The organism is Microbacterium sp. PI-SA-G (assembly GCF_057215335.1).
Genome location: NZ_CM170103.1, coordinates 2,272,802 through 2,297,567 on the forward strand (window position 1 = coordinate 2,272,802; position 24,766 = coordinate 2,297,567).

Genomic DNA, 24,766 nt, shown 5'->3' on the forward strand with positions numbered 1-24,766 from the left:
CGCATTCGTGTGTATAGGATGCGAGAGCGCGTACCCGAAACGCGCTCCGGGACTCGGTGGGACTGAGTCTCACCGTGCTACCCGAAGGTGTTCTCGACGATGATGACCGATTCGCAGACGATCGCCGTCCCCGCGCGCCCTCCCCTGGGTGTGCGGATCGGTCGCATCGCATTCCTGGTGGTGGCCGGCATCGTGGTGGTGGCGGTCGCCGCCGCGTTCTTCGTGACCTGGACCATCCAGCGCTCCTTCCCGCAGACGTCCGGCACTCTCGAGGTCGATGGACTCTCGGCCGAGGTCACGGTGCAGCGCGATGACCAGGGCATCCCCACGATCACGGCCGACACGACCGACGACCTGTTCTTCGCCGAGGGCTTCGTGCACGCGCAGGATCGGTTCTTCGAGATGGACTTCCGCCGCCATGTGACCGCGGGTCGGGTGGCCGAGATGTTCGGCGCGTCGCAGGCGGGGACCGATGCGTTCCTGCGCACGCTCGGCTGGCGCAAGGTGGCCGAAGCCGAGGTCGCCGCCATGGATGACACGACGCTGGGGTACTACCAGGCGTATGCCGACGGCGTGAACGCCTACCTCGCCTCGCGGTCGGGCGCGGAGCTCTCGCTCGAGTATGCCGTGATCGGCATGCAGAATCCCGACTACTCCCCGGAGCCGTGGGAGCCCGCCGATTCGGTCGCGTGGCTGAAGGCGATGGCCTGGGATCTGCGCGGCAACGTCGTCGACGAGACCGAGCGCGCGCTGCTCGCCGCCGAGCTCGACGCAGGAGCGGATGCCGGGGCCGACCCCACCGCCGTGCCGACCCAGCAGATGCTCGAGAAGCTGTACCCCGCCTATCCCTTCGCGGAGAACCCGGTGATCGTGCCGAAGGTCTCGACCGCACCCCCGGCCGGCACCGACACCGGCACCGACACCGGCACTGACACCGGCACCGACGCCGACGCGGCCTTCGCCCCCGGCACGAACGATCCCGGCACACCCGACGCCGAGGTGCAGCAGGCGCGCACGACCGTCGACTGGCAGCAGACCGCGAGCGTGGTCGAGGCCGCGAGCCTGATGATCGGCGACATGGGCGAGGGCATCGGCTCGAACTCGTGGGTCGTCTCCGGATCCCTCACCGAGAGCGGCATGCCGCTGCTCGCCAACGACCCGCACCTCGGCTCTTCGCTCCCCTCGGTCTGGTACCAGGTGCAGCTGAAGTGCTCGACGGTCGACGAGTCGTGCCCGTTCGACGTCAGCGGATTCTCGTTCTCGGGTCTCCCCGGCGTCGTGATCGGCCACAACCAGACCGTGGCGTGGGGCTTCACGAATCTGACGACCGATGTCACCGACCTCTACATCGAGAAGATCGAGGGCGACCAGTACTGGCGTGACGGCGCACTGGTGCCTCTCACCGAGAGCACCGAGACGATAGAGGTCGCGGGTGGCGACGACATCGAGCTCACCATCCGCTCCACCGCGCACGGGCCGATCATCTCGGGCCTGACTTCTGACTTCACCGGCATCGCCGACGACCCGTTGCCGGGTCTGGCGGTCGGCAACTCGGGTCCCACGGGCGACCAGGACCCCGGACCCGCGACGCCCGGCACCGAAGCAGACCCAGAGTACGCGGTCAGCCTGCGCTGGACCGCGCTCGATCCGGGCACCGCGGCCACGGCCGTGTTCGCCCTGTCGACCGCGCAGGACTTCGACGAGTTCCGCGCCGCCGCCGCTCAGTTCGACGTGCCGGCGCAGAACCTGGTCTACGCGGACACCGCGGGCAACATCGGCTACCAGGCGCCCGGACGCCTCCCGATCCGCGGCGCCGGGGATGGCTGGATGCCGCAGCCCGGATGGGACAGCCGCTACGACTGGACCGGCTTCATCCCGTTCGAGGAGCTGCCGACGTCGTACAACCCGAGCTCGGGCTACATCGTCACGGCGAACAACGCGATCGTCACCGACGACTACGGCTACTTCCTCTCCCGCGACTGGGACTACGGCTACCGCGCCGCGCGCATCGTGCACCTCATCGAACGGCGTGCGGCGGTCGCACCGCTCACGGCGCAGGACATGCGCGACATCCAGATGGACAGCGAGATGTGGATCGGCACACGGCTCGCCACCGCGCTCGATGACGTCGACGTGGCGGGCGCCGGCCCGAAAGCGGCGGTCGAGCTGCTGCGTTCCTGGGATGCGCAGAACACCGCAGCCTCCGGCCCCGCGGCCTACGCGAACGTGCTGTGGTCGAACCTGGTGCAGAACATCTTCGTCGAACGCGCGCAGCCGCTGCCGGTCGACGGCCACGGCCGACTGTTCGCCGTGGTCACCGCGATGCTCGACGACCCCGCCGACCCGCTGTGGACGAACGAGCAGATCGACGTCGCAGACCGCGACGAGATGCTGGCGCTGTCGGCCGAAGAGGCGTACGACGAGCTGTCGGCCCTGCAGGGGACCGACCCCACGTACTGGAACTGGGGCGAGCTGCACGCGATCACGCTGACGAGTTCCACGCTCGGCTCCTCGGGCATCGCGCCCGTCGAGGCGCTGTTCAACCGCGGCCCCTACCCGGTGAGCGGCGGTGCCTCGGTGGTGAACGCGACCGGCTGGGAGATCGGCGACGGATACGCGACCACGACTGTCCCCTCGATGCGCATGGTCGTCGACCTCGCCGACCTCGATGCCTCGACGTGGAACCACCTCACCGGCGCGTCCGGGCACGCGTTCCACGCGAACTACGTCGATCAGACACAGGACTGGGCCGACGGCATCCAGCAGCCCTGGGCGTTCTCGAGGAAGGCCGTGGATGCCGCGACTGTCGACACCCTCACGCTGACCCCGGCCAGCTGAGGCAGCGCTCCCAGCCATCTCGACTAGCGTTGACGGGTGCCCTCCAGTTATCTCGCCCCGAAAGGGACCCCGGCGACCCTGCTCGAGTTCGAGCATTCCGGAGCGACGCTGATCGCCGAGACGTTCGGTGAGGGGCCGCATCCGTTCCTTCTGCTGCACGGCATCGGCATGGGCCGCAGCGTCTACCTCGATGTGGTCCAGCGGCTGCGCGGACGCGTGATCGCACTCGACCTCCCGGGTTTCGGCGAAGCTCCTGAGCCCTCGCGCACCTTCACGATGGAGCGTCACGCCGACCTCATCGCCGCGTATCTGCGGCACGTGGGCTCCGAGCCGGTCGTGGTCATCGGACACTCGATGGGCAGCCAGATCGGCGCGGAGCTCGCGGCGCGGCATCCGTCTCTGGTCGCCGGGGTCGTGCTCGCGGGCCCCACCGTCAACAAGGCCGCCCGCAACATCGGCGCCCAGGCCCGGTACCTGATGAGCGATCTGGTCGGCGAGCGTCCGCTCGTGATCTGGCGCGGTGCCCGCGAGTACCTGCGCGGCGGTCCGCACCTGATCCGCAAGATCCGCGCGACGGTGGTGCACGAGCCCGAGAAGGCATTCGCGCGCATCGACTGCCCCGTGCTCGTGCTGCGCGGCGAGGATGATCCGCTCGCTCCGATGAGCTGGTGCCGCGAGATCATCGACGCGATCCCCGGCGCCGATCTGCAGGTCATCCCCGACCACGGACACGGCACGCTGATCAGCGACTCCGAGCCCGCCGCCCGCCTGATCCAGAACTTCGCCGACGCCCTCTGACGGGTCCGGCTCCGCGTTCACCTCCGGCGCGCGTTCACAATTCAGCAAGAACTGACGCCTCGGGTATCCGAAGCCCGGATCCGACCGATCAGCGCGAGTTCTTGCTGAGTTGTGAACGGCGACCCGTCGCGGCCCGCGGCCCGCGCACCTCGATGATCTCCCGCAGCGCCCGCTGCACCCCCGCTGCGTCGTTCAGTATCTCGGACGCCAGCGGGCGCACGGTGACATAGCCGAGACGCGCGGCCGCGATATCTCGGCGCCGGTCCTCTTTCTGCTTGGCCCACCCCTCGTGGAACTCCCGGCTGTCGCACTCGATGATCAGCCAGCCGTCGATGACGAAGTCCACGCGACCGACCCCTGCGATGAACACCTGCGTCTCATACGAGACTCCCATCGCACGCAGGAGCAGCCGCACGTACGTCTCGGGGCCCGATCCTGCCGATGCATCCACGAGTGGGCGCAGCGGCCGGAGGCGCGCGGGAAGGCCGGCGAAGACCCTGTCCAGCTCGACCATGCTCATCAGCCCGTGATGCATGAGGCTGTCCAGCGTGGCGATCGCGGCACGGGGCGGTTGGCAGCGCACGGCGTGCAGCACCGCGACCACGAGCGGAGCAGCGTGGAGCGGTACGTCGTCGCCGGACCACGGCGTCCAGTGGCGGACAACCCTGCGCCCCTTCACCACCTTCTGCCGAGACGACCCCGGCGTGACCAGCACATGGAGTTCGTCACAGCGGTGCACGAAGATCCCGAAGGAGGCGAGCAGCGAGAGGCATGTCAGCCGGGCGCCGATGCGGACCGCCTCCACGACGTCATCACTCGCCGTCGGCGACACGTACCGGTCGCGTCGCACATGCACGAGAGCAGCCGAGCGCACCGCCCCGGCGATGGCGCGGGCCGTCATGCCGCGCGAAACCAGATCGCTTCGCGTGAATGCGCAGCGGCCATACGCATCGGCAGCACGCTGCGCGACGCTCCTCCTGTCGGAATCCATCACAGCAGTGTGCGGACTTGCGCGCCGTCAGGAGGGGCATCTCCGGCAAGAGTGTCAACTTTCGCAGAACCCGTTACCTGTGCAGAAGCAGTGGCACGCGCGCCCGCCGTTCATAACTCAGCAAGAATCGCGCGCGGAACCCGCCCAGGCTCCGAAACGGCCACACAACACAAGCTCTTGCTGAGTTGCGAACACCGAACGCGCGAGAGAACCCGAAAACAGCCCCGAACTACCCCGCGGCGGGCGGAGTCTGCTTCGATTCGGCCAGTTCGTCGACCACGAGCGTGTGCTGATCGGTCGTACCGTTGCGATACGCCTGCCGCCCGACCATGTGCGCCGAGAGCGGGGCTGTGGCGAACTGCATCAGCACGACGGGGGCGACCAGCAGCAGTCCGAGCAGGATGCCGCCGACACTGCGCTGCGACAGCGCGACAGCGAGGCAGATGAACACGAGGCCGAGAACCTGCGGCTTCGTCGCGGCGTGCAGGCGCGAGGGCACGTCGTGGAAGTGCAGCAGGCCGACCGCGGCCGAAAGGCACAGGATCGCGCCGAGCAGGATCAGCACCAGCACCGACACGTCGATCACGACGTCGGGGATCATCAGACCGAAGACGTTCATGGTGCCGTGTTGTCCCTTCTCGCGACGAAACGGGCGACGGAGATCGAACCGAAGACCCCGACGGCGGCGATGATCAGCATCACCGGAATGCTGCGGGTGTGCCCGTTGATCGCCATCTCGGCGCCGAGCACGCACATCACCTCGGTGAGCAGCACGTCGGAGGCGACGGCGCGGTCGAGGATCGACGGTCCGCGAACGATCCGCACGAGGGTGAGGATCGCGGCGAGGCCGAACACGATCATGATCACCAGCAGCAGGGTGTTCATCGCACACCGCCCTTCTTCTGCGCCGCGCGATCGTCGTCGCGCAGCGCGCGGTACTGCGCGGGGCTGCCTAGAGCGCGCACGATCCGTCGCTCCCAGAGCAGCACGCCCTGGCGCTGCTTCTCGACGTCGGCCTTGTTGCGCACGCCGATCACGTGGAGGTAGAGGATGCCGCGGTCGCGATCGGCTTCGACGATGAGCGAGCCGGGCACCAGCGACGAGGTCACGGCGACGTGCGTCATCACCAGGTCGTCGGCGTATCGCAGCGGCACGCCGATGATCGCCGCACCCGGCTGACGGCGGAAGTCGAACACCTGCACGGTGACCGCGAGAGCGCCCCGCAGCACGGCGAACAGGAACTGCACGACGAAGAGCGCGGCGTACCAGACGTTGATCCGACCCGAGAGCGCGATGGTGGGCAGCCGGAACACGCGGGTCACGAAGATCGCCACGACCAGACCGGTCACCAGTGCCAGCACCGTGAACTGGCCCCATAGCAGCATCCACAGCACGACGAGCCACAGCAGGAAAGGTACCTGCGAGCCGATGTCGCGCCAGAGATGGCGACGGGTGGTGCGTGCGCTCATCCGTCCACCTCATCCTGCAGCTGTGTGAGGTTGACCGGCTGGAGCAGCCCGGCGCCGATGCGGTCGCAGAGCGCGTAGAGGGGTCCGGCGAAGATGGTGAGCGCCAGCGTGACGCCGACCATACCCGCGGTCGAGATCGTCATGATCCGCGGGATGCGGCGGCGCTCCTGCTGCTCGTCGGCGGCGGGTGCGTTGCCGAGGTGGGCGATCCGCCCCTCGGTCTCGCTCGAGTCCTCCTCTTCGCGCCAGAACGCGAGGTTCCAGGCGCGCATCAGGGCGTAGAGCGTGAGGAGCGAGGTCAGGATGCCGCCGAAGATCAGCACGATCATGAGCGGGGTGCCGACGGATGCCGCAGCTTCGAAGAGCGCGAACTTGCCGATGAAGCCCGAGAACGGGGGCAGGCCGCCGAGGTTGATGGCGGGTACGAAGTAGAGCACGGCGATGACCGGCGCGATCTTCAGCAGTCCCTTCACCCGCAGGATCGACGTGCTGCCCGCCCGACGCTCGATCAACCCCACGGCGAGGAACAGGGTCGTCTGCACGACGATGTGGTGCACGATGTAGTACACCGTCGCGCCGATGGCGGCTGGCGTGGCGATCGCCAGACCGAAGATCATGTATCCGACGTGGCTGACGAGGGTGAACGACAGGATCCGTTTGAGCTCGGCCTGCGCGACCGCACCCAGCACTCCCACCACCATGGTCGCGAGCGCGACGATCAGCAGCACCGTGTCGATGCTGTTCTCGGCGAAGAGCTGCGTCTCGGTGCGGATCAGCGCGTACACGCCGACCTTCGTCAGCAGGCCAGCGAACACCGCCGTGACCGGCGCGGGCGCCGTGGGGTACGAGTCGGGCAGCCAGAACGACACGGGGAAGATCGCGGCCTTGATGCCGAATGCGACCACGAGCATCAGGTGCAGCACCAGCTGCGTCTCCTGCGGGAGCTCGGTCATGCGCTCGGCGATCTGCGCCATGTTCACGGTGCCGAGCGCGCCGTAGATCATCGCGATCGACGCGAGGAACAGGATCGACGACACGAGCGAGACGACGATGTAGACGGCACCGGTGCGGATGCGCGACTCGGTGCTGCCGAGGGTGATCAGCACGTACGAGGCGACGAGCAGGATCTCGAACCCGACGTACAGGTTGAACAGGTCGCCCGCGATGAACGCGTTGAAGATGCCCGCGGCGAGGATCAGGTACGAGGGGTTGAAGATCGAGATCGGGGTCTCGTCGGTGCCGTCCGCGGCGCCCTGACCGATGGAGAAGAGGAGCACGGCGAGCAGCACGATGCTCGAGATCAGCACCAGCAGCGCCGCGAGCCGGTCGACGTACAGCACGATGCCGAACGGCACCGGCCAGCCGCCGACCGAGACCGCGAGGGGCTGACCGCCGTCGACGACGACCAGCAGCACGGCGGCGATCACCGACACCGCGGCCAGCGTCATCACCGTCACGGCCACCTGCAGGCGGGCGTTGCGCCCGAAGATCAGGGTGATCGCGGCGCCCAGGAGCGGGAGTCCGACGAGGAGGGGGACGAGCACGCTCATGAGCGGTCCTCCTCATCCGACGCACTCGGACCGTCGCCGGGTCCCGCCGAATCAGGCCCCGTGTACGGGCGCGAGGGCAGGTCGGTCGGGGCGTCGTCCTGAATGGAGGAATGGTCTCGCATGTGAAGCACCGTGATCGGGGCGGTCTGCACGCCCACGAAGTCGGTGGTGGCCTCGTCTTCCGTGTCGGACTCGTCGTCCATGAGATCTTCGTCGGCGTCGGTGCGCACGCGCAGCGCGATGTCGGCTTCGTCGTCCTCGACCGTGTCGGCCTGACCCAGCTGCCACGAGCGGTAGATCAGCGCGAGCAGGAACGCCGAGATCGCGAAGGTGATCACGATCGCGGTGAGGGTGAGCGCCTGAGGCAGGGGGTCGCTCACCCGTCCTTCCTCGCCGTAGAAGGGCGCGGCGCCGGGCACGCCCATGACGATCAGGAGCAGCAGGTTGGTGGCGTTCCCCAGCAGCAGGAAGCCGATCAGCACACGGGTGAGGCTGCGCTCGAGCATGGCGTACACGCCGCACGCGAAGAGCACGGCCATGATCACGATCAGGGTGAGAGAGACGTCCATCAGCGGATCACCCCTCCCCCGGTGGCGGAGCCCTGGGCGGTGGCCGAGGCGGGTCCGTGGGCGGCGGCGGACGGACCGGACGTCTGGCGCACGGCCGACTGCCGGTCGACCTCGGCGCCGAGGCTGCGCAGCACATCGAGCACGAGCCCGATCACGACGAGATAGACGCCCACGTCGAAGATCGTCGAGGTGACGAACTCCATGTGCCCGATGCCGGGGATCTCCCACTCCCAGAACGAACTGGTCAGCGGGGCGAGACCGAAGAACAGCGGGATCACGGCTGTGCCGACCGCGAGGATGAGGCCCGAGCCAAGCAGTCGCCCGGCATCGGTCGGGGCGGCGGCGCCCAGCTCCCAGCGTCCGCCCGCGATGTAGCGCATGACCAGGGCCATGCCGCCGACCAGGCCGCCGGCGAAGCCGCCGCCGGGCAGGTTGTGGCCGGCGAACAGCAGGAAGATCGACACCACGATGATGGTGTGGAAGAGGATGCGGACGATCACCTCGAGCAGGATCGACCTGTTCTCGGGCTTCATCTTCTGCCCGCCGACGAGCCAGGCCCGCGGACTGCTCTGGTTCTCGGCGGTCTGGAAGCGGATGCCGTCGGTGGTCTCCACCAGCGGCCGGCTGCGCGCCGCCTTTCGGGTGGCGCGCGGGAGCACCTTGGTGGCCGACAGCAGATCGGCGCGGTGGGTGACGAAGACGAGGGATGCCACACCGGTCGCCGCGAGCACGAGCACCGAGAGCTCGCCCATCGTGTCCCAGCCGCGAAGATCGACGAGCGCGACGTTCACGACGTTCTTGCCGTGCCCGATCTCGTAGGCGAGCTTCGGGAACATGGCCGAGATGGGATCAGACACGCGCGACTGGGTGGCGACGACGGCCACGAGCGCCATCGTGAGTCCGACCCCGATGCCCAGCAGTGCGCGCGGGATGCGGCCGACCGAGGCGTTGTGCTCGCCCATACGTGCGGGCAGGCGGCGCAGCACCAGGGCGAAGGCGACCATCGTGACGGTCTCGACGAGGATCTGCGTGAGCGCGAGGTCCGGGGCGCCGCTCGTGGCGAAGAGCGCGACCATGCCGAGGCCCGTGACCGACACGAGCACGACCCCGGTATATCGCTTCCGCGCCCGCACCGCGAAGACACCGGCCGCGGCCATGATCGGCGCAACGACGATCTGAGCGGGCGTGTGCCAGGCCGAGAGCGAGAACCGGTCGATGTCGGTCGCCACGAGAGCGGTGATCTCGGCGGCGACGAACACCACGAAGATCGTTCCGACGTAGACGGGCAGCGATCCGCGCTGCGTGAGCGTGGTGCTGAACACCGAGACGCGGTCGATCGAGCGCATGACCAGGTAGTACACGTCGGCCGCGGTGAAGGGGATCATCCGCGCCTTGCGGTCCCAGCCCGTGCGCCGAGTGAGCAGGAACAGACCGATGCCGAGCAGGATCGTCAGGATCGAGATGCCGAGCGCCGGCTCGAGTCCGTGCCAGAGCGCCAGGTGGCCGGGGCCCTCGGTGGCTTCGCCGGCATCGTCGAGCCCGGGGGTCGCGGTGACGGCGTAGCCCTGCAGCGCGATGTCGAGCGCCGGGGCGCCGATCCCGGCGGCGAGTGTCACGCCCGCGAGCACGATCGGCGCCGAGAGGAAGCCGACCGGCGGATCGGGCCATGCGGTCGTCGGCAGCTTCTCTCCCTGCGCGTCGCGCTTGGTCCAGAACGCTCCCCAGAGGAAGCGCGCGCCATATGCCGCGGTGAGCATGGATCCGAGCGAGACGCCGATGATCGCGACGAGTCCCCACACCGAGCCCGCGAGCGCGTCGTCGAGCAGGGCCGTGAGCGTGGACTCCTTGGCGACGAAGCCGAGCGTCGGCGCGATGCCGGCCATCGACGCGACGGAGATGAAGGCGGCGGTGGCCATCACCGGCGCTTGTCTGCCGACGCCGGAGAGCTCGTCGATGTCACGCGTCGACAGCTGACGGTCGATCACACCCACGATGAGGAAGAGCGCTGATTTGAAGAGCGCGTGACCGATCACGAGCGCCAGCCCCGCGAGTGCCGACGCCTGCGTGCCGTATCCGACCACGGTCGCGAAGAAGCCGAGCTGGCTCACCGTGCCGAAGGCCAGCACGCGCTTGAGGTCGGTCTCGCGGAGGGCCTGGATGCCGCCGAGGATCATGGTCAGGATGCCGACGCTGATGATGATCGGTCGCCACGGGGCGCTGAACGCGAAGACGGGAGCGAAGCGCGCGATCAGGTAGATACCGGCCTTCACCATCGCCGCCGCGTGCAGGTAGGCGCTCACCGGCGTAGGCGCCGCCATGGCTCCGGGCAGCCAGAAGTGGAAGGGGAAGAGCGCTGACTTGCTGATGGCGCCGACGAGCAGCATCACGATCGCCGCGTCGACGATCGGACCGGTCGGCACGACCTCGAGGATCTCGCGGATGCTCGAGGTGCCGGCATCCACCACCAGCAGCACCACGCCGACGAACATCACGAGACCGCCGAGCGTGGTCACCAGCAGCGCCTGCAGCGCGGCACGTCGGCTGGCGGCGCGACGACGGTAGTGACCGATCAGGAGGTACGAGAGGATGCTCGTGACCTCCCAGAACATCACGAGCATCACCAGGTCGTCGGTGAGCACGAGGCCGTACATGGCGCCGGCGAATCCGAGCAGGACACCGGCGAACTGGCCGATGCCGGCCGAGTCGTCGTGGAAGTACCAGCGGCAGTAGAGGAGCACGAGCGCGCCCACGCCGGTGACGATCAGCGTCATGATCCAGCCGAGCACGTCCATGTGCATCGACAGGTTCAGGCCGAGTTGCGGAATCCACGCGACCGAGACGAACGGAGACGATCCGTTCTCGAGCACCTGTGGGGTGAGGACCAGCGCGTGCACGAAGGCGGCGGCGGGCACCAGGGCGGCGATCGCGAACGCCTGCGCTCCGAGCCATCTCACCAGCGCGGGCATAAGCAGCGACCCGAGAAGGAAGACGGCGAGGAGCGTCAGCATATACGCGGCTCCTCGAAGCTCGTCGGCCGGTGGGGCTCAGGCGGGCGGATGTGTGTCCAGTTTACCGGGTCCCGGGGTCCCCGGGTCCCCCAGCTCCTGTGGCGGCCCGTCTCGGCACTCGCGTGGCAGAGTAGCGGCATGCAGCGCACGGGGATCCGGGAGACGGCGGGATGGCTCGCCGCCCTCGCGATCTCGCTGATCGTCAGCGGCCAAGTGGCGTCGTCGGCGCGGGCGGAACTGCTGTTCCGCGATGCGGACTCCCTGATCGTGGCGCTGTTCTCGCGATCGCTGCTCGACGGATCCGCCTCGGACTGGGCGATGTCGAGCGTGCTCTTCATCCCCGAGTCCGCGGCATTCACGATCCTCGACGTTCTCCTGCCCCTCGGTGTCGACGGGCTCTTCGCCGTGAGCGCGGTCGCCACCCTGCTCGCGCTCTACGGGGCGGTGCGACTGGTCGCCGGGCGTCGCCGCACCGGTGCCGCGCCGGTGGCCTGGTCGGTCGTGGCTCTCGCGGCGTTCGGTCTCCTGGCCGTCTCCGAGACCTCGGCGTCGCGCGACGCCCTCGAGCTCGCGTCGCTGTCGCTCACCACCACGTACTATTCCGCGACCGTGGTCGCCGTCGTGCTCGCCGTCGGGCTGATCCGGCGACACGTCGACGCTGCCGGCCGAGGCGTCATTCCGCTCATCGCTCTGGCGGTGCTGGCGCTGGTATCGACGCTCTCGAACCCGCTGTTCGCGGTGTGGGCGACGGTCCCGCTCTCCCTCATCCTGGCGCTCCTCGCCGTCCGCGCACCCGTGAAGCGACGGATGCTGACGCCTCTGGCCGTGCTCATCGGAGCGTCCGCGCTGGGATTCCTCGCCCGCATTCCGTTGTCGGCATGGATCGCCAACACCGGCGCGGGCTACGTCCGGCCCGACCAATGGATGCAGTCGCTCGGCTACTACGGCGAGCTCGTCGCCGACCGTCTGTCGACCCCGCTCGGCGTCCTCGGCACCCTGCTCGCCATTGCACTCCTGACGTTCGCCGTGGTTCGATCGGCGCGGCTGACCGACGCCGCGGCGCGTCTGGTCGCATTGGCGGCGTGGGTGCTTCCGGCTCTCGTCGTGATCGGCGCCATCGCTCTCGGCACGCACGCGGCGCGCTACCTGCAGCCCCTCGCATTCGCCCCGATCCTCGCGCTGGTCGCCGTGCCCCGCGCGTGGAGCCTCCCGCGGCGGATCGTCCGGCAGCTCACCGCAGCGATCGCCGTGCTGCTCGCCGTGGGCGCCGGTCTCAGCGTTCCCCGGCTGGCGGCGGCAGCCGGGTCACCCGATCCCGACCTCACCTGCGTGACCGACTGGGTCGACGAGTCCGGCCGCACCGGCGCCGGTCAGTTCTGGACCGTTCGGCTGCCGAAGCTGCATCTCGACGACCCCGCGCAGCTGGTGCAGGTCGACCATCAGCTGAACGGCTACGCCTGGCTGGTCGATCGCGCCGACTTCGGCGTCGGCGCCGTGTCGTTCCTGATCGAAGACGCTCAGACCGTGCCGTGGCAGATGCCGGTCTCGGCGATCCCGGCTGACGTCATCGACTGCGGGCGCTACCGCATCCTCGACTTCGGTGACGCGCTGCTGCCCCTCGGCGCGTCACACGGCTGAGCGCGCGGCGACGAGCTCGGTCGGCGGCGGTCCCGTCGTGGTGCCCGCGCGGAACTCGCAGGTGAAGTGCTGCGACTGTGCCGGCTGGCCGTTGAGCATATGGGCCACCTGCTCGCCCGCCGCGCGCCCCTTCTCGACGGCCGGCTGCACGCTGGTCGTCAGCACCTGTCCGCCCAGACCGTCGACCGCGATGCCGTCGAAGCCCGCGACCGAGACGTCTTCGGGCACGCGCAGTCCCAGTTCCTCCGCCGCACGGATCACGCCGACCGCGAGCAGATCGCTCTGCGCGATCACGGCGGTGGGACGATTCGGGGCACCGAGCAGGGTGCGTCCGACGATGATGCCCTCGTCGATCAGGCTGCCGGCTGCCGAGATCGCGATCGCATCGGGGAAGACCGATCGCAGGCCCGCCAGGCGGTCGATCGTCACGTCGACGGTCGCGGTGGCCAGGCGCTCCTCGGTCACCACGCCCCGCTCACGTTCGCTGTCGAGTGAAAGCGTCACGAACGCCACCTCTGTGTGGCCGAGATCCTGCACGTGCTGGGCGACTGCGGCGGACGCGGCCGTGTTGTCGAGCGTGATCCGCGGGATCCCCTCGCCTGCATCACCCTCGATCACGACCACCGGGAGTCCCCGGCCCCGTACGACCTCGAGCGAGGCGCGGGTCCGGCCGGAGCATCCGATCAGCACGAAGGCGTCGACCGGGGCGCTGGCCAGCGCGGATCCGTCTTCGCCGGGTTCGTCGCGCAGGAGCAGGATGCCGGCGCTGAGGTCGGCCAGCCCGTCGGTGAGGCCGTCCATCATCGCGGTCGTGACCGGGTCGAGGAACGCTGCGCGCAGGTGCCCTTCGAGCACGACGGCGACGATCCCGCTGCGCCCACGCCGCAGCGATGCCGCCCGAGGGTCGGGACCGGTGTACCCGAGATCGGCGGCCGCCGCGAGAACACGCTCGCGGGTCGCCTCGGCCACGTTCGCCTTGCCGCTGAACACGACCGACGCGGTCGACGTGGCCACCCCCGCCTGGCGCGCGACATCGGCGATGGTCGCCCGACGCGGCGTCTCATGACTGCTCATACTCCGAGAATAGCCCGGTTCCGTTCCCGTAGATCGAATCGATTCGATAGGCTGTGCGGCATGGAATCCGTCCTCTCCCGCTCCCAGTTCGTCCGCTGGCGTGCCGCGATCTTCGCGATCTTCTTCGCCAGTGGTCTCTCGATCGCCACCTGGGCCTCCCGAGTGCCGAGCATCAAGGCTGATCTTGACCTGAACAACGCGCAGGTCGGGCTCATCCTGCTCGGCATGGGTATCGCGTCGATCATCGGAATCTCCACGAGCCCGGCGGTGATGGCACGCACCGGAGCCCGTGCGGGAATGTTCGTCACGATGCTGCTCTTCGCGGTCGGCATCACGCTCGTCGGCTTCGGCTCCACGGTCTTCGCCTCCGTGCCCGTGGTGCTGATCGGCATGGTGCTCGTCGGGTTCGGAAACGGCAGCCTTGACGTGATGATGAACGTCGAGGCGACGGCCATCGAGCAGCAGATGGGCAAGACGGTTCTGCCCGTGTTCCATGCCTTCTTCAGCTTCGGCACGGTCATCGGCGCGGGCGTCGGCGCTCTCGCCGCGCTTCTGTCGCTCACCGTCGCGGTGCACGCCTCGATCATGGGTGTGCTGATCGCGATCGTCGCGGTCGTGTGCGTGTTCCAGGTGCCGAACCGCGAGGCCGCGCTCGATCCCGGATCCACCGAGAAGCAGCCCTGGCGCGCCCGCATGCATGTCGCCCTCGAAGCGTGGCGTGAGCCCCGCACCTACCTGATCGGCGTCGTCATGCTCGGCATGTCGTTCGCCGAGGGCGGCGCCAACGACTGGATCGCGCTGGGCACCGAGCAGGGCCACGGCTTCACTCCCGGTTCCGGCGCGATCGCCCTGGCAGTGTTCTCCGTCGGGATGACCGTGGTGCGCCTCTTCGGCGGTCCGCTGGTCGATCGCTTCGGGCGCGTCGTGGTGCTGCGCATCCTCGCGGTGGCGGCGGCATCCGGCATCCTGCTGTTCATCCTCGGCCCCACCCTGCCGCTCGTGCTCGTCGGTGCAGCACTCTGGGGGATCGGCGCCTCGCTGGGCTTCCCGCTGGGCATGTCGGCCGCGGCCGACGACCCCGCCAAGGCCGCCGCCAGGGTGAGTGCCGCCGCGACGATCGGCTACGTCGCCTTCCTCGGCGGCCCTCCCGTCCTCGGCTTCATCAGCGAGCACATCGGCCTGCTGAACACGCTGTTCATCCTGGTCGCACTGGTCGTGGCGTCCGGGCTGTTCTCGGGCGCTGCGCGTCCGCTGCGCGAAGACGAGAAGACGCCCGTCGCGGCGACCGTCGACTGATTCGGGACCGCGACGGTGGGCGGGTCGGATGCCGTTAGGCTCGACGAGTGCGTCTCGTCATCGCCCGCTGCTCCGTGGATTACACCGGCCGGCTCAATGCCCATCTGCCCCTTGCCACACGTCTTCTCGTGCACAAGGGGGACGGGAGTCTGCTCGTGCACTCCGACGGTGGCAGCTACAAGCCGCTGAACTGGATGAGCCCGCCGTGCACGCTGTCGACCGAGGAGCCCGGCGACGAAGAGGCCGGCGCCGGCGTGGTCGAGGTCTGGCGCGTCACGCACAAGAAGACCGGCGACGCGCTGCGCGTGCAGATCTACGAGATCATCCACGACACCTCGCATGAACTCGGTGTGGACCCCGGTCTGCAGAAGGACGGCGTGGAGGCCGACCTGCAGCGACTCCTCGCCGAGCAGGTGGAGCGCATCTCCGACGGGGCGACGCTGGTGCGCCGCGAGTACCCGACGGCGATCGGGCCGGTCGATCTGCTCGTGCGTGATGCCGACGGCGCCGCGATCGCGGTCGAGATCAAGCGCCGCGGCGACATCGACGGCGTCGAGCAGCTCACGCGCTACCTCGAGCTGCTCGGTCGCGACCCGCACCTGTCGCCCGTGCAGGGCGTGTTCGCGGCGCAGGAGATCAAGCCGCAGGCCCGCGTGCTGGCCGAGGACCGCGGCATCCGCTGCCTGGTGCTCGACTACGACGACATGAAGGGCATCGAGTCGGGCATCCCCCGCCTGTTCTGAACCCCGCGTCCGCCACGCTCACCGGCTGCTGATCAGGCGCGGGTGGGGTCCTTCGAGCCGCGCGATCGAGATCTTCACCTCAGCCAGCTCCCGCTCGACGCCGTCCAATCTGTCCTCGATGCGGTCGAAGCGTGTGTCCTGAGCAGAGAACCGTCGGTCGATCTTCGCGTCCTGCGCCTCGAACCGAGCATCCATCTTCGCGTCCTGCGCCTCGAACCGCGCATCCATCTTCGCGTCGGCCTGCGCGAACCGCGCGTCCATCCGACTGATCAGCCAACCGCACATACTGACCAGCGCAATGATGACGCTCACGGCGCTCCCGATCATCGTGATGACTTCGATCGACACGAACATCCCTCCATCCTGTCCCGGGATCTCGAGCGTGTCACGGCTCTCAGACCACATCCCCCAGCGTGAACACAACCCGTGGAGAGGCTGGCGAGATGCACGACTGTGCAGAGCAGGTCGGCGCGGGCGTCGGCGGCCCTAGGCTGGAACGCATGGCCTCTTCCCCCTACTCCTGCGTGCTGTGGGACGTCGACGGCACCATCGTCGACGCCTCGATCGGCATCCTCCGTCGTCTGAACGTCGCGCTCACGCACTTCGGCCACCCGGCACCCACGCGCGAACAGCTCGTGCACTGGATCGGTCCGCCCATGTTCCAGTCCTTCCAGGATCAGGCCGGAATGACGCCGGAGCAGTCCGCCGAGGCCGTCTCCTTCTACCGCACGCTCGGCAAGGCCGACGGGTACACGACCGACGTCACGACGTACCCCGGCGTGACCGCGCTCATCCACGACCTGCACGCGGCGGGCGTACCCCAGGCGACGGCGAGTTCGAAGCCCGAGAACCAGGTCGACGCCCTGATCGATCACTTCGAGCTGCGTCCGGCCTTCCTCACCACCGTGGGAGCGACGCCGGATGAGTCGACCCTCGCGTCGAAGACCGACATCGTCGCCGAGGCGCTGCGCCGGCTGACCGCACTCGGTGCTGACGTGTCGCGGCCCGTGCTGATCGGCGACCGCCACCACGACGTCGAGGGCGGCAACGCGAACGGCGTGCCGGTGATCTTCGTCGAGTGGGGTTTCAGCGAGTCGAGCGAGGGCGACGAGGCGGCCTTCCGTGCCGGCTCGGTCGAGGAACTGCGGGCGCTGCTGCTCCCCTGATCGCGCGCACCCTCGTTTCGGAGGGGATCCGCGCAAGGGAGGTGCTGCTGCGGCATCCGCTCCTCCGCTGCGCGGATCTCCTCCCGAACGAACGGGCTCGCACACCCCCGCAAGCACAGAACTCCCCGCCGGAACACGCGCATGCGCGAATTCCGGTCGGGGAGTTCGGTGAAATCTCCGCCTCAGAGGGGGCGGATGTTCTCAGCCTGCAGGCCCTTGGGGCCCTGCGCCACGTCGAACTCGACTCGCTGGTTCTCTTCGAGAGACCGGTAGCCGGATGACTCGATGGCGGAGTAGTGCGCGAAAACGTCAGCGCCGCCGTCGTCGGGGGAGATGAAGCCGAAGCCCTTCTCCGAGTTGAACCACTTGACCGTGCCCTGGGTGCTCATGTACTGCCTGTTCTGCTGGTGAAGAAGCCGACGCGGGTATGCCCCGACACCGCTAACGCTAGTGGAGGAGCCCCCGAGCGGAACAGTCACTTCGAGAAGGTAATCCAAATGTTGCACGAGCGGCATCTCGTCGTCATCCGCTGCGACGACGAGACGCCCCTCGATCACAGCAGGCTCTCGATGCCCTCCGCATCGACCAGCTTCTCCTCGGCCCGGCGCGCACGCTTGTCCTCACGTCGAGCGATGCGACGCTCGCGCCCGCCCTCGACGAGCGTATAGAGAACCGGCACGAGCACCAGAGTGAGGACGGTCGAGGAGACGAGTCCGCCGATCACGACGATGGCGAGCGGCTTCGAGATGAAGATCCCGCCTCCGGTGAGACCCAGCGCCATCGGGACGAGTGCGAACACGGTCGCCGATGCCGTCATCAGGATCGGACGCAGGCGCAGGCGAGTACCGTTCTCGACGGCTTCTTCCAGGCTCGCTCCGGCCTCACGCAGGCGGCTGACCAGGTCCATCAGCACGATCGCGTTCGTGACCACGATGCCGATGAGCATCAGGAGTCCGATCAACGCCGGAACACCCAGCGGAGTGCCGGTCACCACGAGGCTGAGGATCGCGCCGGTCGCCGCGAACGGAACCGAGATCAGCAGCACGAGCGGGCCGCGGAAGTTGCGGAACGTCGCGATCATGATCAGCAGCACCAGCATGACCGCCGCCAGCAGCGCGATTCCGAGCTGCCCGAACGCGTCACCCTGCTCTGCCGCGGTACCGCCCTGCTCGAAAGCGACGCCGGCAGGCAGATCCGTCTCGGCGATGGTCTTGTCGACCGTGGCACTGGCGACAGCGAGGTCGCCCTTGTTCGGCGTCACAGTCAGCGTCACCTGGTACTGGCCCTCGGCCCGGGTGATGGTCGGCGCCGTGCCCTCTTCGTCGATCGTGGCGATCGCAGACAGCGGGATCGGCGTTCCCACCACTTCGGTGGCCGCCTTCTGCTCCGCCGCACTGGCTTCTGCAGCCGCATACTGGACGGCGGCCTCGTCTCGCGACTTGCGCAGCTCGGTGATCTGCTCGTCGGCACCGGCGATCCCCGATCGGGCACCGTCGATCGCGCTCTCGAGCTCGGCGATCTGCTCGGCGCGTTCCTGTTCGGCCCGCTCGGCCGCCTCGTCCTGCGGCGAGCGCGGGTCTTCCGGCACGACCGGGGCTGACTGCAGCGCCGCCAACTGCCTGCTCAGGTCGCCGAGCTGCGGTACCAGTGTGGAACGCTGCTTCGATGCCTCGGACAGCTGCTTGCCGATCTGATCCTCGGACTTCCTGCGCTCCTCCTCGGCCTTGGCCTTCGCCTTGGCCTCGAGCGCCTCACTCGCCGCCTTCTGCGCTGCGGCAGTCTGCTGCGAGGTGATCGGGAGCAGGATCTCGCCGAGCTTGTCGGCGGTGCGCTCCGCGCCGGGAGTGCGCACGACGATATCGCGCTCCTGGCCCTCGAGCGTGAGCGTTCCGACCGGGGAACCCGCCAGCGCCTCCGACACGGCGGTCGCGATCATCGTGCGATCGAAGCCGAGCTGCGCGGCCATCACCTCGTCGACCTTCACCCGCAGCACGGGCTGATCTCCGGCGAGCGCGCTCTTGACCGACTTCACACCGTCAGCGTCGGCCAGTTCCTTCTCGAGCAGGTCGTTGGCGGTGCGCAGCGCGGCGACGTCCTTGCCGCGGATGTTGAGCGCGATGCCGTCTCCGGCACCGCCCGCCTGCGGGTCCTTCGAGGCGACGGTGATGTCACCGGCATCGGTCTTGTCCACTGCGCGCTGCACCGCGGGCTCGACGGTCTCGAGGGTGGCGCCGTCGTCGAGTTGCACGCTGTAGCTGATGGTCGTGGGCGAGCCCGCCACCGGCATCGTGATCGAGGTGGTCACGTCGGCCACACCGTCGACCGTGCTGAGCGCTTTCTCGACCGGCTCGGCGGCGGCGATGAGATCGTCGGCCGTCGCCGCGTCGGTGCCCTGCGTGACGGAGAGCGTCGGCTTGCCCGTGGATCCGAGGAAGTCGGTCTTGAGCACTCCCGCCAGCACCACGGTCATGACCAGCAGCAGGCCCGCGGCGACGAGCGTGATGATCGGATGCCGACGGGTGGTGTTCAGCGCGGGCATGAATGTCCGCTGCAGCCGGTCGGGTGCCGTGTGGATCTCATCGAGATCCGAGTGCGGGTCGGCGGCGCGAGCGACGTCGCTTCGGAGCATCGGTGCGGATGCCTCGGACGATGACGAACCGCGCTTTAGGAACCAGAAGGCGAGCACCGGCACGATCGAGAGTGCCACCACCAGCGACGCCAGCAGCGCGATGCCCATCGTGATCGCGAACGGACGGAACAGCTGCCCGGTCGAGCCCGACACGAAGGCGATCGGAACGAAGACGGCAACGGTGGTGATGGTCGATGCGGTGATCGCACCGGCGACCTGCCGCACCGACGCGACGACGCCGTCGACCGTGATGGGTCCGTCACCTCGACGACGGGTGATGTTCTCGATCACCACGATCGAGTCGTCGACCACGCGGCCGACGGCGATGGTGAGAGCGGCGAGCGTCAGGATGTTCAGGGTGTTGCCGCTCCAGGAGAGCCCGATGAGGGTGATCAGCAGGGACAGCGGGATCGACACGGCGGCGATCGCGGTGGAACGCCACGACCACAGGAAAGCGAGAATCACCAGGACCGCGAACAGCAGGCCGAGCCCGCCCTCGATCGACAGGTCGTGGATCGACTGCTCGATGAACGGGGCCTGGTCGAAGATGACGGCGAAGTCCGCGTCGAGCGTGGGCGCGAGGCGGTCGAGCTCGGCGTTCGCGGCGTGGGAGATGTCGATCACGTTCGCGCCGAGCGCCGGGATGACCTGGAGAGTCAGCGAGGGCTTGCCGTTCACGCGAGACAGACTCTGCGCCGGCACCACGTCGGCATGCACATCCGCGAAGTCCGCCATGCGCACGACGCCGTCGCGTACCGGGACCGGAAGTGCGGCGATGTCGTCGATCGTGGCGAGGCCCGAGCCCACCGTGATCGAGATCGGGCCGCCCGGGGATGCCGCCTGGCCTGCCGAGGCCGCGGCGCCGTGCGCCTTCAGGAGGGGCCTGAGGGTGGCCACGTCGACCTTGAGCCTGGTCACATCGGCCGCACGCAGATCGATGACGACGCGCTGCTCCTCGCGCCCGGACAGCTCGACGGAGCGCACGCCCGGCACTGCCTGCAGTGCGGGCACGACGGTCTGCGCGAGAGCGTTGCCGAACGCGACGGGGTCACCGCTCGAGGCCGCGCTCAGCACCATCGCCGGAGCGTCCGCGTTGCCGCCCGACGCCACCGTTACCTCGGCGGTCGACGGCAGAGCGGGTTTCACCGAATCCACGGCGGCGCGGATGGCCTGCAGCGTCTCGTCGTCATCCTGACCGAAGCGCCATTCGACGGCGACCTCCGCCGTGCCGCTCGATGTGGTGGAGCTCACGGTCGTGACGCCGGCGATCGCACTGATGGCCTTCTCGACCGGCTCGGTGACCGTGTCGACCATCTGCTCCGGAGCGAGGCCGACCACCTGGGCTGTCACATACGCCGAGGGTGCCGCCATGGGCGGTAGCAGCTCCTGTTTGAGACTGCCGGTGGAGAGAAGCCCGACGGCCGCGATGGCGAGGCTGATGAGACCGACCAGCAGTCGATTCTTGAGGCTGGCGCGCGTGAGCGAAGACATGAGACCTTTCGGACGATGTCGCAGAAGACACCCTCGCGAGGCGCGGCGGAAGGGGCGATGGTCCCGATGGACCGAGCGACTCTCCCAGCTTTCCGAGCCGCCGGTGTTCCGGCATCGTGCCCTGGTACCGCCGGGGTCGTCCCGGAGGACGATCTCTCGCGGCGGAAGCACCCCCAGAAAATGGTGTGGCCCTCACCGCGGGGGGAGCGATGAGGGCCGAAGACGACCGGAGGGTGCGTCAGATTCCAGCATAGAGGATGATCTCAAGCGTTGTCCCCCATTTGGGGGACAAATCGCAAAAAAGATGCGAAGATGAATGACAGCGGCCCCCTCGAATAGTCCATTGGGGACTGAACTACTCGAGAGGGCCCAATCGCATGCACGGATCGTCTCGCCTCTGGGGAAGGCAGCCCGTCGACTGGGGATGACGGTGACGATCGATTCCCCTGTGCATGCACCTTCACCATAGGGGAGGACGCGGAATCCCGCTATGGAATCTTGTTCCAGACTGCGGGTCCGGTCACGGTGAGGAACTGATCCGCACGGATCGCAGGTTTCGAGTGGAGACAGGACGCACAGCACGGATGCACATCCGGCGCCCTGTCTCCCTCGAATCCGCGGCGCTCGACGCTAGCCTGAGTCGGTGACCATGCTGAACAAGGACATGACGCTGTGCATCTCGCTGTCGGCGCGACCGAGCAACAACGGCACCCGCTTCCACAACTTCCTCTATGAAGCGCTCGAGCTCAATTGGATCTACAAGGCGTTCGCGCCCACCGACCTCGCTCAGGCCATCGCCGGCGTGCGCGGACTGGGCATCCGCGGCTGCGCGATCTCGATGCCCTATAAGGAAGACGTCATCGCGCTGGTGGACCGCATGCACGAGTCGGCGAGCGCGATCGACTCGGTCAACACGATCGTCAACGACGACGGAGTGCTCACCGCCCACAACACCGACTACTCCGCGATCGCTCAGCTGATCCAGCGGAACGCGCTCGACCCGGCGGCCACCGTGCTGCTGCGCGGGTCGGGCGGGATGGCGAAGGCCACGGCGGCCGCCTTCCGCGACGCGGGTTTCGCGCGCGTGACGATCGTCGCCCGCAACGAGGCCGCCGGTCGCGGACTGGCCGACCTGTACGGATTCGAGTGGGCCGCGGACGCGGACGGCCGCACGGCCGACATCATCGTGAACGTCACTCCCATCGGCATGGCGGGGGGTGCCGACGAGCACACGCTCTCGTTCGACGATGAGGCGATCGCCGCGGCAGCCGTCGTTTTCGATGTGGTGGCGCTGCCCGCCGAGACCCCGCTCGTGCGCGCCGGCCGGTCGGCGGGTGCGCAGGTCATCACGGGAGCCGAGGTCGCCACGCTGCAGGCACTCGAGCAGTTCGTGTTGTACACCGGCATCCGCCCCTCGCCCGAGCAGGTGCGCGCCGCCGAGGAGTTCATGCGGGCGCAGTGACCCGCGCCCGCATGACGAGCGCTACTCGCGCGTGACCACGACCTTGCCGATCGTCTTCGAGGTCTCGACGAGTTCATGCGCGCGGCGCAGGGTGGCCGCGTCGAACGGGTGCAGGTGCGTCGTCAGCGTCGAGCGGATCGTGCCGGCGTCGACCAGCTGAGCGACGAGGTTCAGCAGATCGTGCTGGTACGAGTCTTCGGGCTCGAACATCGGACGGGTGAACATCAGCTCCCAGTGCCATGTGACGCTCTTCGACTTGAGCGCGTCGATGCTGCCGCCGCTCTCGTCGATCGAGACGACCTCGCCCCGCGGACGGATCACCTCGGCGATGCGGTCCATGTTGCCCGGCGTGAACGACGTGAAGACGTAGTCGACGCCCGCCGGTGCGATGCGCTCGACGTCGGCGACGAAGTCGCGTCCGACGACGTGGTCGGCACCCATGTCCGTGACCCACTCGACCGAGTCGGGGCGCGACGCCACGGCGATCACTGTGAGTTGCGTCAGCGCCTTCGCGAGCTGGATGATCAGCGAGCCGACACCGCCGGCGGCACCGATCACGAGCAGCACGCCGGTGCTGTCGGCGTTCAGACGAAGCCGATCGAACAGGGCCTCCCACGCGGTGATCACCGTCAGCGGCAGCGCCGCCGCTTCGGCCGCCGTGACCGTGCGCGGCGCCAGGCCGACGATGTTCTCGTTGACCAGGTGGTACTCGGCGTTCGTGCCCGAGCGATCGATCTGTCCGGCGTAGAACACCCGGTCACCCAGGGCGAACCGCTGCGCCCCGTCACCCAGCGCGACGACGGTCCCCACCGCGTCGTAGCCGATGACCCGGGTGGCTGCGGCGCGGCGTCCGCGCACCTTCACGTCGACCGGGTTGATCGACACCGCGTCGACCTGCACGAGGATGTCGTGTCCGGACGGGCGCGGAGTCGGAAGGGTGGCGTCAGTGAGCGACCCGAAGTTCGACAGCGGTCCGCCGGGCGCGGCCACCACGGCCATGGTGTCGGGAAGATCGAAGATGTGCGCCGAAGCGGCAGTGTTGTGAGACATGCCTGGACCCTACGCCTCGGGTCCCAGTTACCCGCAAGGGATGCTGGTTTCTTTCGGGTACCATGGCGGCATGCTCCACAGTCCGTCGTGCTCGTCCGACTCGCCCCACGATGTCTATGACTCCCAGTGCCCGTGCCGCGGGGTGCTCGATCTGCTCGCCGACAAGTGGAGCGCGCTGGTCATCGGCGCCCTCGAGGACAAGCCGATGCGCTTCGGCCAGCTCAAGAAGAAGTTGACCGGCGTGAGCCCGAAGGTGCTGACCGCGACGCTCCGCCGCCTCGAGGACCGCGGTCTGCTCGACCGCGAGGTGTTCGCCGAGGTCCCGGTGCGCGTCGAATACTCGCTCACGGAGCTCGGTGTGGACGCCGGTCGTCCGCTGCGCGAACTGCGCGACTGGGTCGAGTCGAACATCGAGCGCTTCCCGACGCCCGCCTGATCCGAGCCGACCCGGGCGCCCGAGCTGAGACCTCAGTCGCGCGGACGATGCGAGCCGATGCCCGGCTCGTCGTTGTGGATCGATTCGTACTCGACGTCGGCTTCCGAGTCGGAGTCGACCTCGACAGCCCCGACCGCACCGGAGTCCGCTCCTGCACCGCCCGCGGGAACGTCTCCGCGCGGAACGTCGTCGAGGACGTCGGGGTTGTCGGCATCACGTGCTGCCACGAGGTCGGCGATGCGCGCCTCGCCATCGCCGTCCGCCGGCGATGCTACGTTCTCGCCCGAAACGGGGCGCTCGTCGGTGCCGCTCATCCGAGGGCCCTCCGCGTCTCGGTGGGGAACGTACCATCCGCCGGTGCAGCCCCATCCGACTGGCCTTCGACCACGTCCTCCTCTTCCGGGAGCGCCGGCTCCTCGGGCACCTCGGGGGTGTCGGGTGTGGGGACCTGACTGTTCAGGAATGCATCGGGATTCGACATCGTGTTCTCCGATCGCTGAGGGGACGAGAGTTCAGGATCGCGCGGATGCCGCAGATATACAGGCCCGTTGACAGCGC

22 protein-coding genes are annotated in these 24,766 nt (G+C 68.5%); 8 read left to right on the forward strand and 14 right to left on the reverse strand.

The features are described 5' to 3' along the window. Positions 1–99 precede the first annotated feature (99 nt). Both AC2D10_RS11130 and AC2D10_RS11135 read left to right on the forward strand, forming a co-directional pair. Entirely contained in the window at positions 100–2,838 is a 2,739-nt protein-coding gene (locus AC2D10_RS11130; protein WP_484707739.1) for a penicillin acylase family protein, read from the forward strand. Between the two features lie 36 nt (positions 2,839–2,874). Further along, positions 2,875–3,636: an alpha/beta fold hydrolase gene (locus AC2D10_RS11135; RefSeq protein WP_484707740.1), complete on the forward strand. Its 762-nt coding sequence runs from the start codon at positions 2,875–2,877 to the stop codon at positions 3,634–3,636. 88 nt (positions 3,637–3,724) lie between these two features. Here AC2D10_RS11135 and AC2D10_RS11140 read toward each other — a convergent pair whose 3' ends face one another. The 7 genes from AC2D10_RS11140 to AC2D10_RS11170 all read right to left on the reverse strand — a co-directional run bounded on the left by AC2D10_RS11140 (position 3,725) and on the right by AC2D10_RS11170 (position 11,223). Continuing rightward, positions 3,725–4,537 carry an endonuclease domain-containing protein gene (locus AC2D10_RS11140; protein ID WP_484707741.1) on the reverse strand — a complete coding sequence of 271 codons (813 nt, stop codon included), beginning with the start codon at positions 4,535–4,537 and terminating at the stop codon, positions 3,725–3,727. Positions 4,538–4,856: 319 nt separating this feature from the next. After that, positions 4,857–5,246, reverse strand: coding sequence for a monovalent cation/H(+) antiporter subunit G (gene mnhG / locus AC2D10_RS11145; protein ID WP_484707742.1), 390 nt, complete (start codon positions 5,244–5,246; stop codon positions 4,857–4,859). After that, entirely contained in the window at positions 5,243–5,512 is a 270-nt protein-coding gene (locus tag AC2D10_RS11150; protein WP_484707743.1) for an MrpF/PhaF family protein, read from the reverse strand. Before AC2D10_RS11150 ends, mnhG begins: the two co-directional genes overlap by 4 nt. After that, positions 5,509–6,096, reverse strand: coding sequence for a Na+/H+ antiporter subunit E (locus AC2D10_RS11155; protein ID WP_484707744.1), 588 nt, complete (start codon positions 6,094–6,096; stop codon positions 5,509–5,511). The genes AC2D10_RS11150 and AC2D10_RS11155 overlap by 4 nt, the downstream gene beginning before the upstream one ends. Further along, complete coding sequence (locus AC2D10_RS11160; RefSeq protein ID WP_484707745.1) at positions 6,093–7,646, reverse strand: Na+/H+ antiporter subunit D; 1,554 nt, start codon at positions 7,644–7,646, stop codon at positions 6,093–6,095. Before AC2D10_RS11160 ends, AC2D10_RS11155 begins: the two co-directional genes overlap by 4 nt. After that, positions 7,643–8,215 (reverse strand): Na(+)/H(+) antiporter subunit C, encoded by a 573-nt coding sequence (locus AC2D10_RS11165; RefSeq protein WP_484707746.1) that lies wholly within the window; start codon positions 8,213–8,215, stop codon positions 7,643–7,645. The genes AC2D10_RS11160 and AC2D10_RS11165 overlap by 4 nt, the downstream gene beginning before the upstream one ends. Continuing rightward, positions 8,215–11,223 carry a Na+/H+ antiporter subunit A gene (locus AC2D10_RS11170; RefSeq protein WP_484707747.1) on the reverse strand — a complete coding sequence of 1,003 codons (3,009 nt, stop codon included), beginning with the start codon at positions 11,221–11,223 and terminating at the stop codon, positions 8,215–8,217. Before AC2D10_RS11170 ends, AC2D10_RS11165 begins: the two co-directional genes overlap by 1 nt. Before the next feature lie 138 nt (positions 11,224–11,361). Here AC2D10_RS11170 and AC2D10_RS11175 point away from each other — a divergent pair, with 138 nt between their 5' ends. Then, positions 11,362–12,861 (forward strand): hypothetical protein, encoded by a 1,500-nt coding sequence (locus AC2D10_RS11175; protein WP_484707748.1) that lies wholly within the window; start codon positions 11,362–11,364, stop codon positions 12,859–12,861. Here AC2D10_RS11175 and AC2D10_RS11180 read toward each other — a convergent pair. Continuing rightward, positions 12,850–13,935 carry a LacI family DNA-binding transcriptional regulator gene (locus AC2D10_RS11180; protein ID WP_484707749.1) on the reverse strand — a complete coding sequence of 362 codons (1,086 nt, stop codon included), beginning with the start codon at positions 13,933–13,935 and terminating at the stop codon, positions 12,850–12,852. The genes AC2D10_RS11175 and AC2D10_RS11180 overlap by 12 nt on opposite strands. 60 nt (positions 13,936–13,995) lie before the next feature. Between AC2D10_RS11180 and AC2D10_RS11185 the strand changes: the two genes are divergently transcribed. Both AC2D10_RS11185 and nucS read left to right on the forward strand, forming a co-directional pair. Beyond that, entirely contained in the window at positions 13,996–15,231 is a 1,236-nt protein-coding gene (locus AC2D10_RS11185) for an MFS transporter (RefSeq protein WP_484707750.1), read from the forward strand. 47 nt (positions 15,232–15,278) lie between these two features. Further along, the gene (gene nucS, locus AC2D10_RS11190; protein WP_484707751.1) at positions 15,279–15,974 is read left to right on the forward strand and encodes an endonuclease NucS; all 696 of its coding nucleotides are present in this window, start codon (positions 15,279–15,281) and stop codon (positions 15,972–15,974) included. Between the two features lie 18 nt (positions 15,975–15,992). On the opposite strand, the gene AC2D10_RS11195 is transcribed toward nucS, so the two are convergent. Then, a complete protein-coding gene (locus AC2D10_RS11195; RefSeq protein ID WP_484707752.1) occupies positions 15,993–16,328 on the reverse strand; it encodes a response regulator in 336 nt (111 codons plus the stop codon). Positions 16,329–16,474: 146 nt separating this feature from the next. Between AC2D10_RS11195 and AC2D10_RS11200 the strand changes: the two genes are divergently transcribed. Continuing rightward, positions 16,475–17,140, forward strand: a complete 666-nt coding sequence (locus tag AC2D10_RS11200; protein WP_484707753.1) for an HAD hydrolase-like protein — start codon at positions 16,475–16,477, stop codon at positions 17,138–17,140. Between the two features lie 182 nt (positions 17,141–17,322). Here the strand turns inward: AC2D10_RS11200 and AC2D10_RS11205 are convergent, their stop codons facing one another. Both AC2D10_RS11205 and AC2D10_RS11210 read right to left on the reverse strand, forming a co-directional pair. After that, positions 17,323–17,529: a cold-shock protein gene (locus tag AC2D10_RS11205; RefSeq protein WP_042540947.1), complete on the reverse strand. Its 207-nt coding sequence runs from the start codon at positions 17,527–17,529 to the stop codon at positions 17,323–17,325. Positions 17,530–17,693: 164 nt separating this feature from the next. Continuing rightward, positions 17,694–21,260 carry an efflux RND transporter permease subunit gene (locus tag AC2D10_RS11210; RefSeq protein WP_484707754.1) on the reverse strand — a complete coding sequence of 1,189 codons (3,567 nt, stop codon included), beginning with the start codon at positions 21,258–21,260 and terminating at the stop codon, positions 17,694–17,696. A 643-nt stretch (positions 21,261–21,903) separates the two neighbouring features. On the opposite strand from AC2D10_RS11210, the gene AC2D10_RS11215 reads away from it, so the two are divergent. After that, positions 21,904–22,722, forward strand: a complete 819-nt coding sequence (locus tag AC2D10_RS11215) for a shikimate 5-dehydrogenase (protein WP_484707755.1) — start codon at positions 21,904–21,906, stop codon at positions 22,720–22,722. 21 nt (positions 22,723–22,743) lie between these two features. Here AC2D10_RS11215 and AC2D10_RS11220 read toward each other — a convergent pair whose 3' ends face one another. After that, positions 22,744–23,772, reverse strand: a complete 1,029-nt coding sequence (locus tag AC2D10_RS11220; RefSeq protein ID WP_484707756.1) for a zinc-binding alcohol dehydrogenase family protein — start codon at positions 23,770–23,772, stop codon at positions 22,744–22,746. Between the two features lie 70 nt (positions 23,773–23,842). On the opposite strand from AC2D10_RS11220, the gene AC2D10_RS11225 reads away from it, so the two are divergent. After that, the gene (locus AC2D10_RS11225) at positions 23,843–24,208 is read left to right on the forward strand and encodes a winged helix-turn-helix transcriptional regulator (RefSeq protein WP_484707757.1); all 366 of its coding nucleotides are present in this window, start codon (positions 23,843–23,845) and stop codon (positions 24,206–24,208) included. A 32-nt stretch (positions 24,209–24,240) separates the two neighbouring features. Here AC2D10_RS11225 and AC2D10_RS11230 read toward each other — a convergent pair whose 3' ends face one another. Both AC2D10_RS11230 and AC2D10_RS11235 read right to left on the reverse strand, forming a co-directional pair. Next, positions 24,241–24,522 carry a hypothetical protein gene (locus AC2D10_RS11230; RefSeq protein WP_484707758.1) on the reverse strand — a complete coding sequence of 94 codons (282 nt, stop codon included), beginning with the start codon at positions 24,520–24,522 and terminating at the stop codon, positions 24,241–24,243. Beyond that, the gene (locus AC2D10_RS11235; RefSeq protein ID WP_484707759.1) at positions 24,519–24,689 is read right to left on the reverse strand and encodes a hypothetical protein; all 171 of its coding nucleotides are present in this window, start codon (positions 24,687–24,689) and stop codon (positions 24,519–24,521) included. Before AC2D10_RS11235 ends, AC2D10_RS11230 begins: the two co-directional genes overlap by 4 nt. Between the last annotated feature and the right edge of the window lie 77 nt (positions 24,690–24,766).

Coding starts and splice junctions, on each gene's coding strand:
- AC2D10_RS11185 (WP_484707750.1), top strand. CDS start 13,996: ATGGAATCCGTCCTCTCCCGCTCCCAGTTCGTCCGCTGGCGTGCCGCG.
- AC2D10_RS11175 (WP_484707748.1), top strand. CDS start 11,362: ATGCAGCGCACGGGGATCCGGGAGACGGCGGGATGGCTCGCCGCCCTC.
- AC2D10_RS11170 (WP_484707747.1), bottom strand. CDS start 11,223: ATGCTGACGCTCCTCGCCGTCTTCCTTCTCGGGTCGCTGCTTATGCCC.
- mnhG (WP_484707742.1), bottom strand. CDS start 5,246: ATGAACGTCTTCGGTCTGATGATCCCCGACGTCGTGATCGACGTGTCG.
- AC2D10_RS11220 (WP_484707756.1), bottom strand. CDS start 23,772: ATGTCTCACAACACTGCCGCTTCGGCGCACATCTTCGATCTTCCCGAC.
- AC2D10_RS11130 (WP_484707739.1), top strand. CDS start 100: ATGATGACCGATTCGCAGACGATCGCCGTCCCCGCGCGCCCTCCCCTG.
- AC2D10_RS11230 (WP_484707758.1), bottom strand. CDS start 24,522: ATGAGCGGCACCGACGAGCGCCCCGTTTCGGGCGAGAACGTAGCATCG.
- AC2D10_RS11195 (WP_484707752.1), bottom strand. CDS start 16,328: ATGTTCGTGTCGATCGAAGTCATCACGATGATCGGGAGCGCCGTGAGC.
- AC2D10_RS11210 (WP_484707754.1), bottom strand. CDS start 21,260: ATGTCTTCGCTCACGCGCGCCAGCCTCAAGAATCGACTGCTGGTCGGT.
- AC2D10_RS11205 (WP_042540947.1), bottom strand. CDS start 17,529: ATGAGCACCCAGGGCACGGTCAAGTGGTTCAACTCGGAGAAGGGCTTC.
- AC2D10_RS11155 (WP_484707744.1), bottom strand. CDS start 6,096: ATGAGCGCACGCACCACCCGTCGCCATCTCTGGCGCGACATCGGCTCG.
- AC2D10_RS11140 (WP_484707741.1), bottom strand. CDS start 4,537: ATGACGGCCCGCGCCATCGCCGGGGCGGTGCGCTCGGCTGCTCTCGTG.
- AC2D10_RS11200 (WP_484707753.1), top strand. CDS start 16,475: ATGGCCTCTTCCCCCTACTCCTGCGTGCTGTGGGACGTCGACGGCACC.
- AC2D10_RS11160 (WP_484707745.1), bottom strand. CDS start 7,646: ATGAGCGTGCTCGTCCCCCTCCTCGTCGGACTCCCGCTCCTGGGCGCC.
- AC2D10_RS11150 (WP_484707743.1), bottom strand. CDS start 5,512: ATGAACACCCTGCTGCTGGTGATCATGATCGTGTTCGGCCTCGCCGCG.
- AC2D10_RS11180 (WP_484707749.1), bottom strand. CDS start 13,935: ATGAGCAGTCATGAGACGCCGCGTCGGGCGACCATCGCCGATGTCGCG.
- AC2D10_RS11165 (WP_484707746.1), bottom strand. CDS start 8,215: ATGGACGTCTCTCTCACCCTGATCGTGATCATGGCCGTGCTCTTCGCG.
- AC2D10_RS11235 (WP_484707759.1), bottom strand. CDS start 24,689: ATGTCGAATCCCGATGCATTCCTGAACAGTCAGGTCCCCACACCCGAC.
- AC2D10_RS11225 (WP_484707757.1), top strand. CDS start 23,843: ATGCTCCACAGTCCGTCGTGCTCGTCCGACTCGCCCCACGATGTCTAT.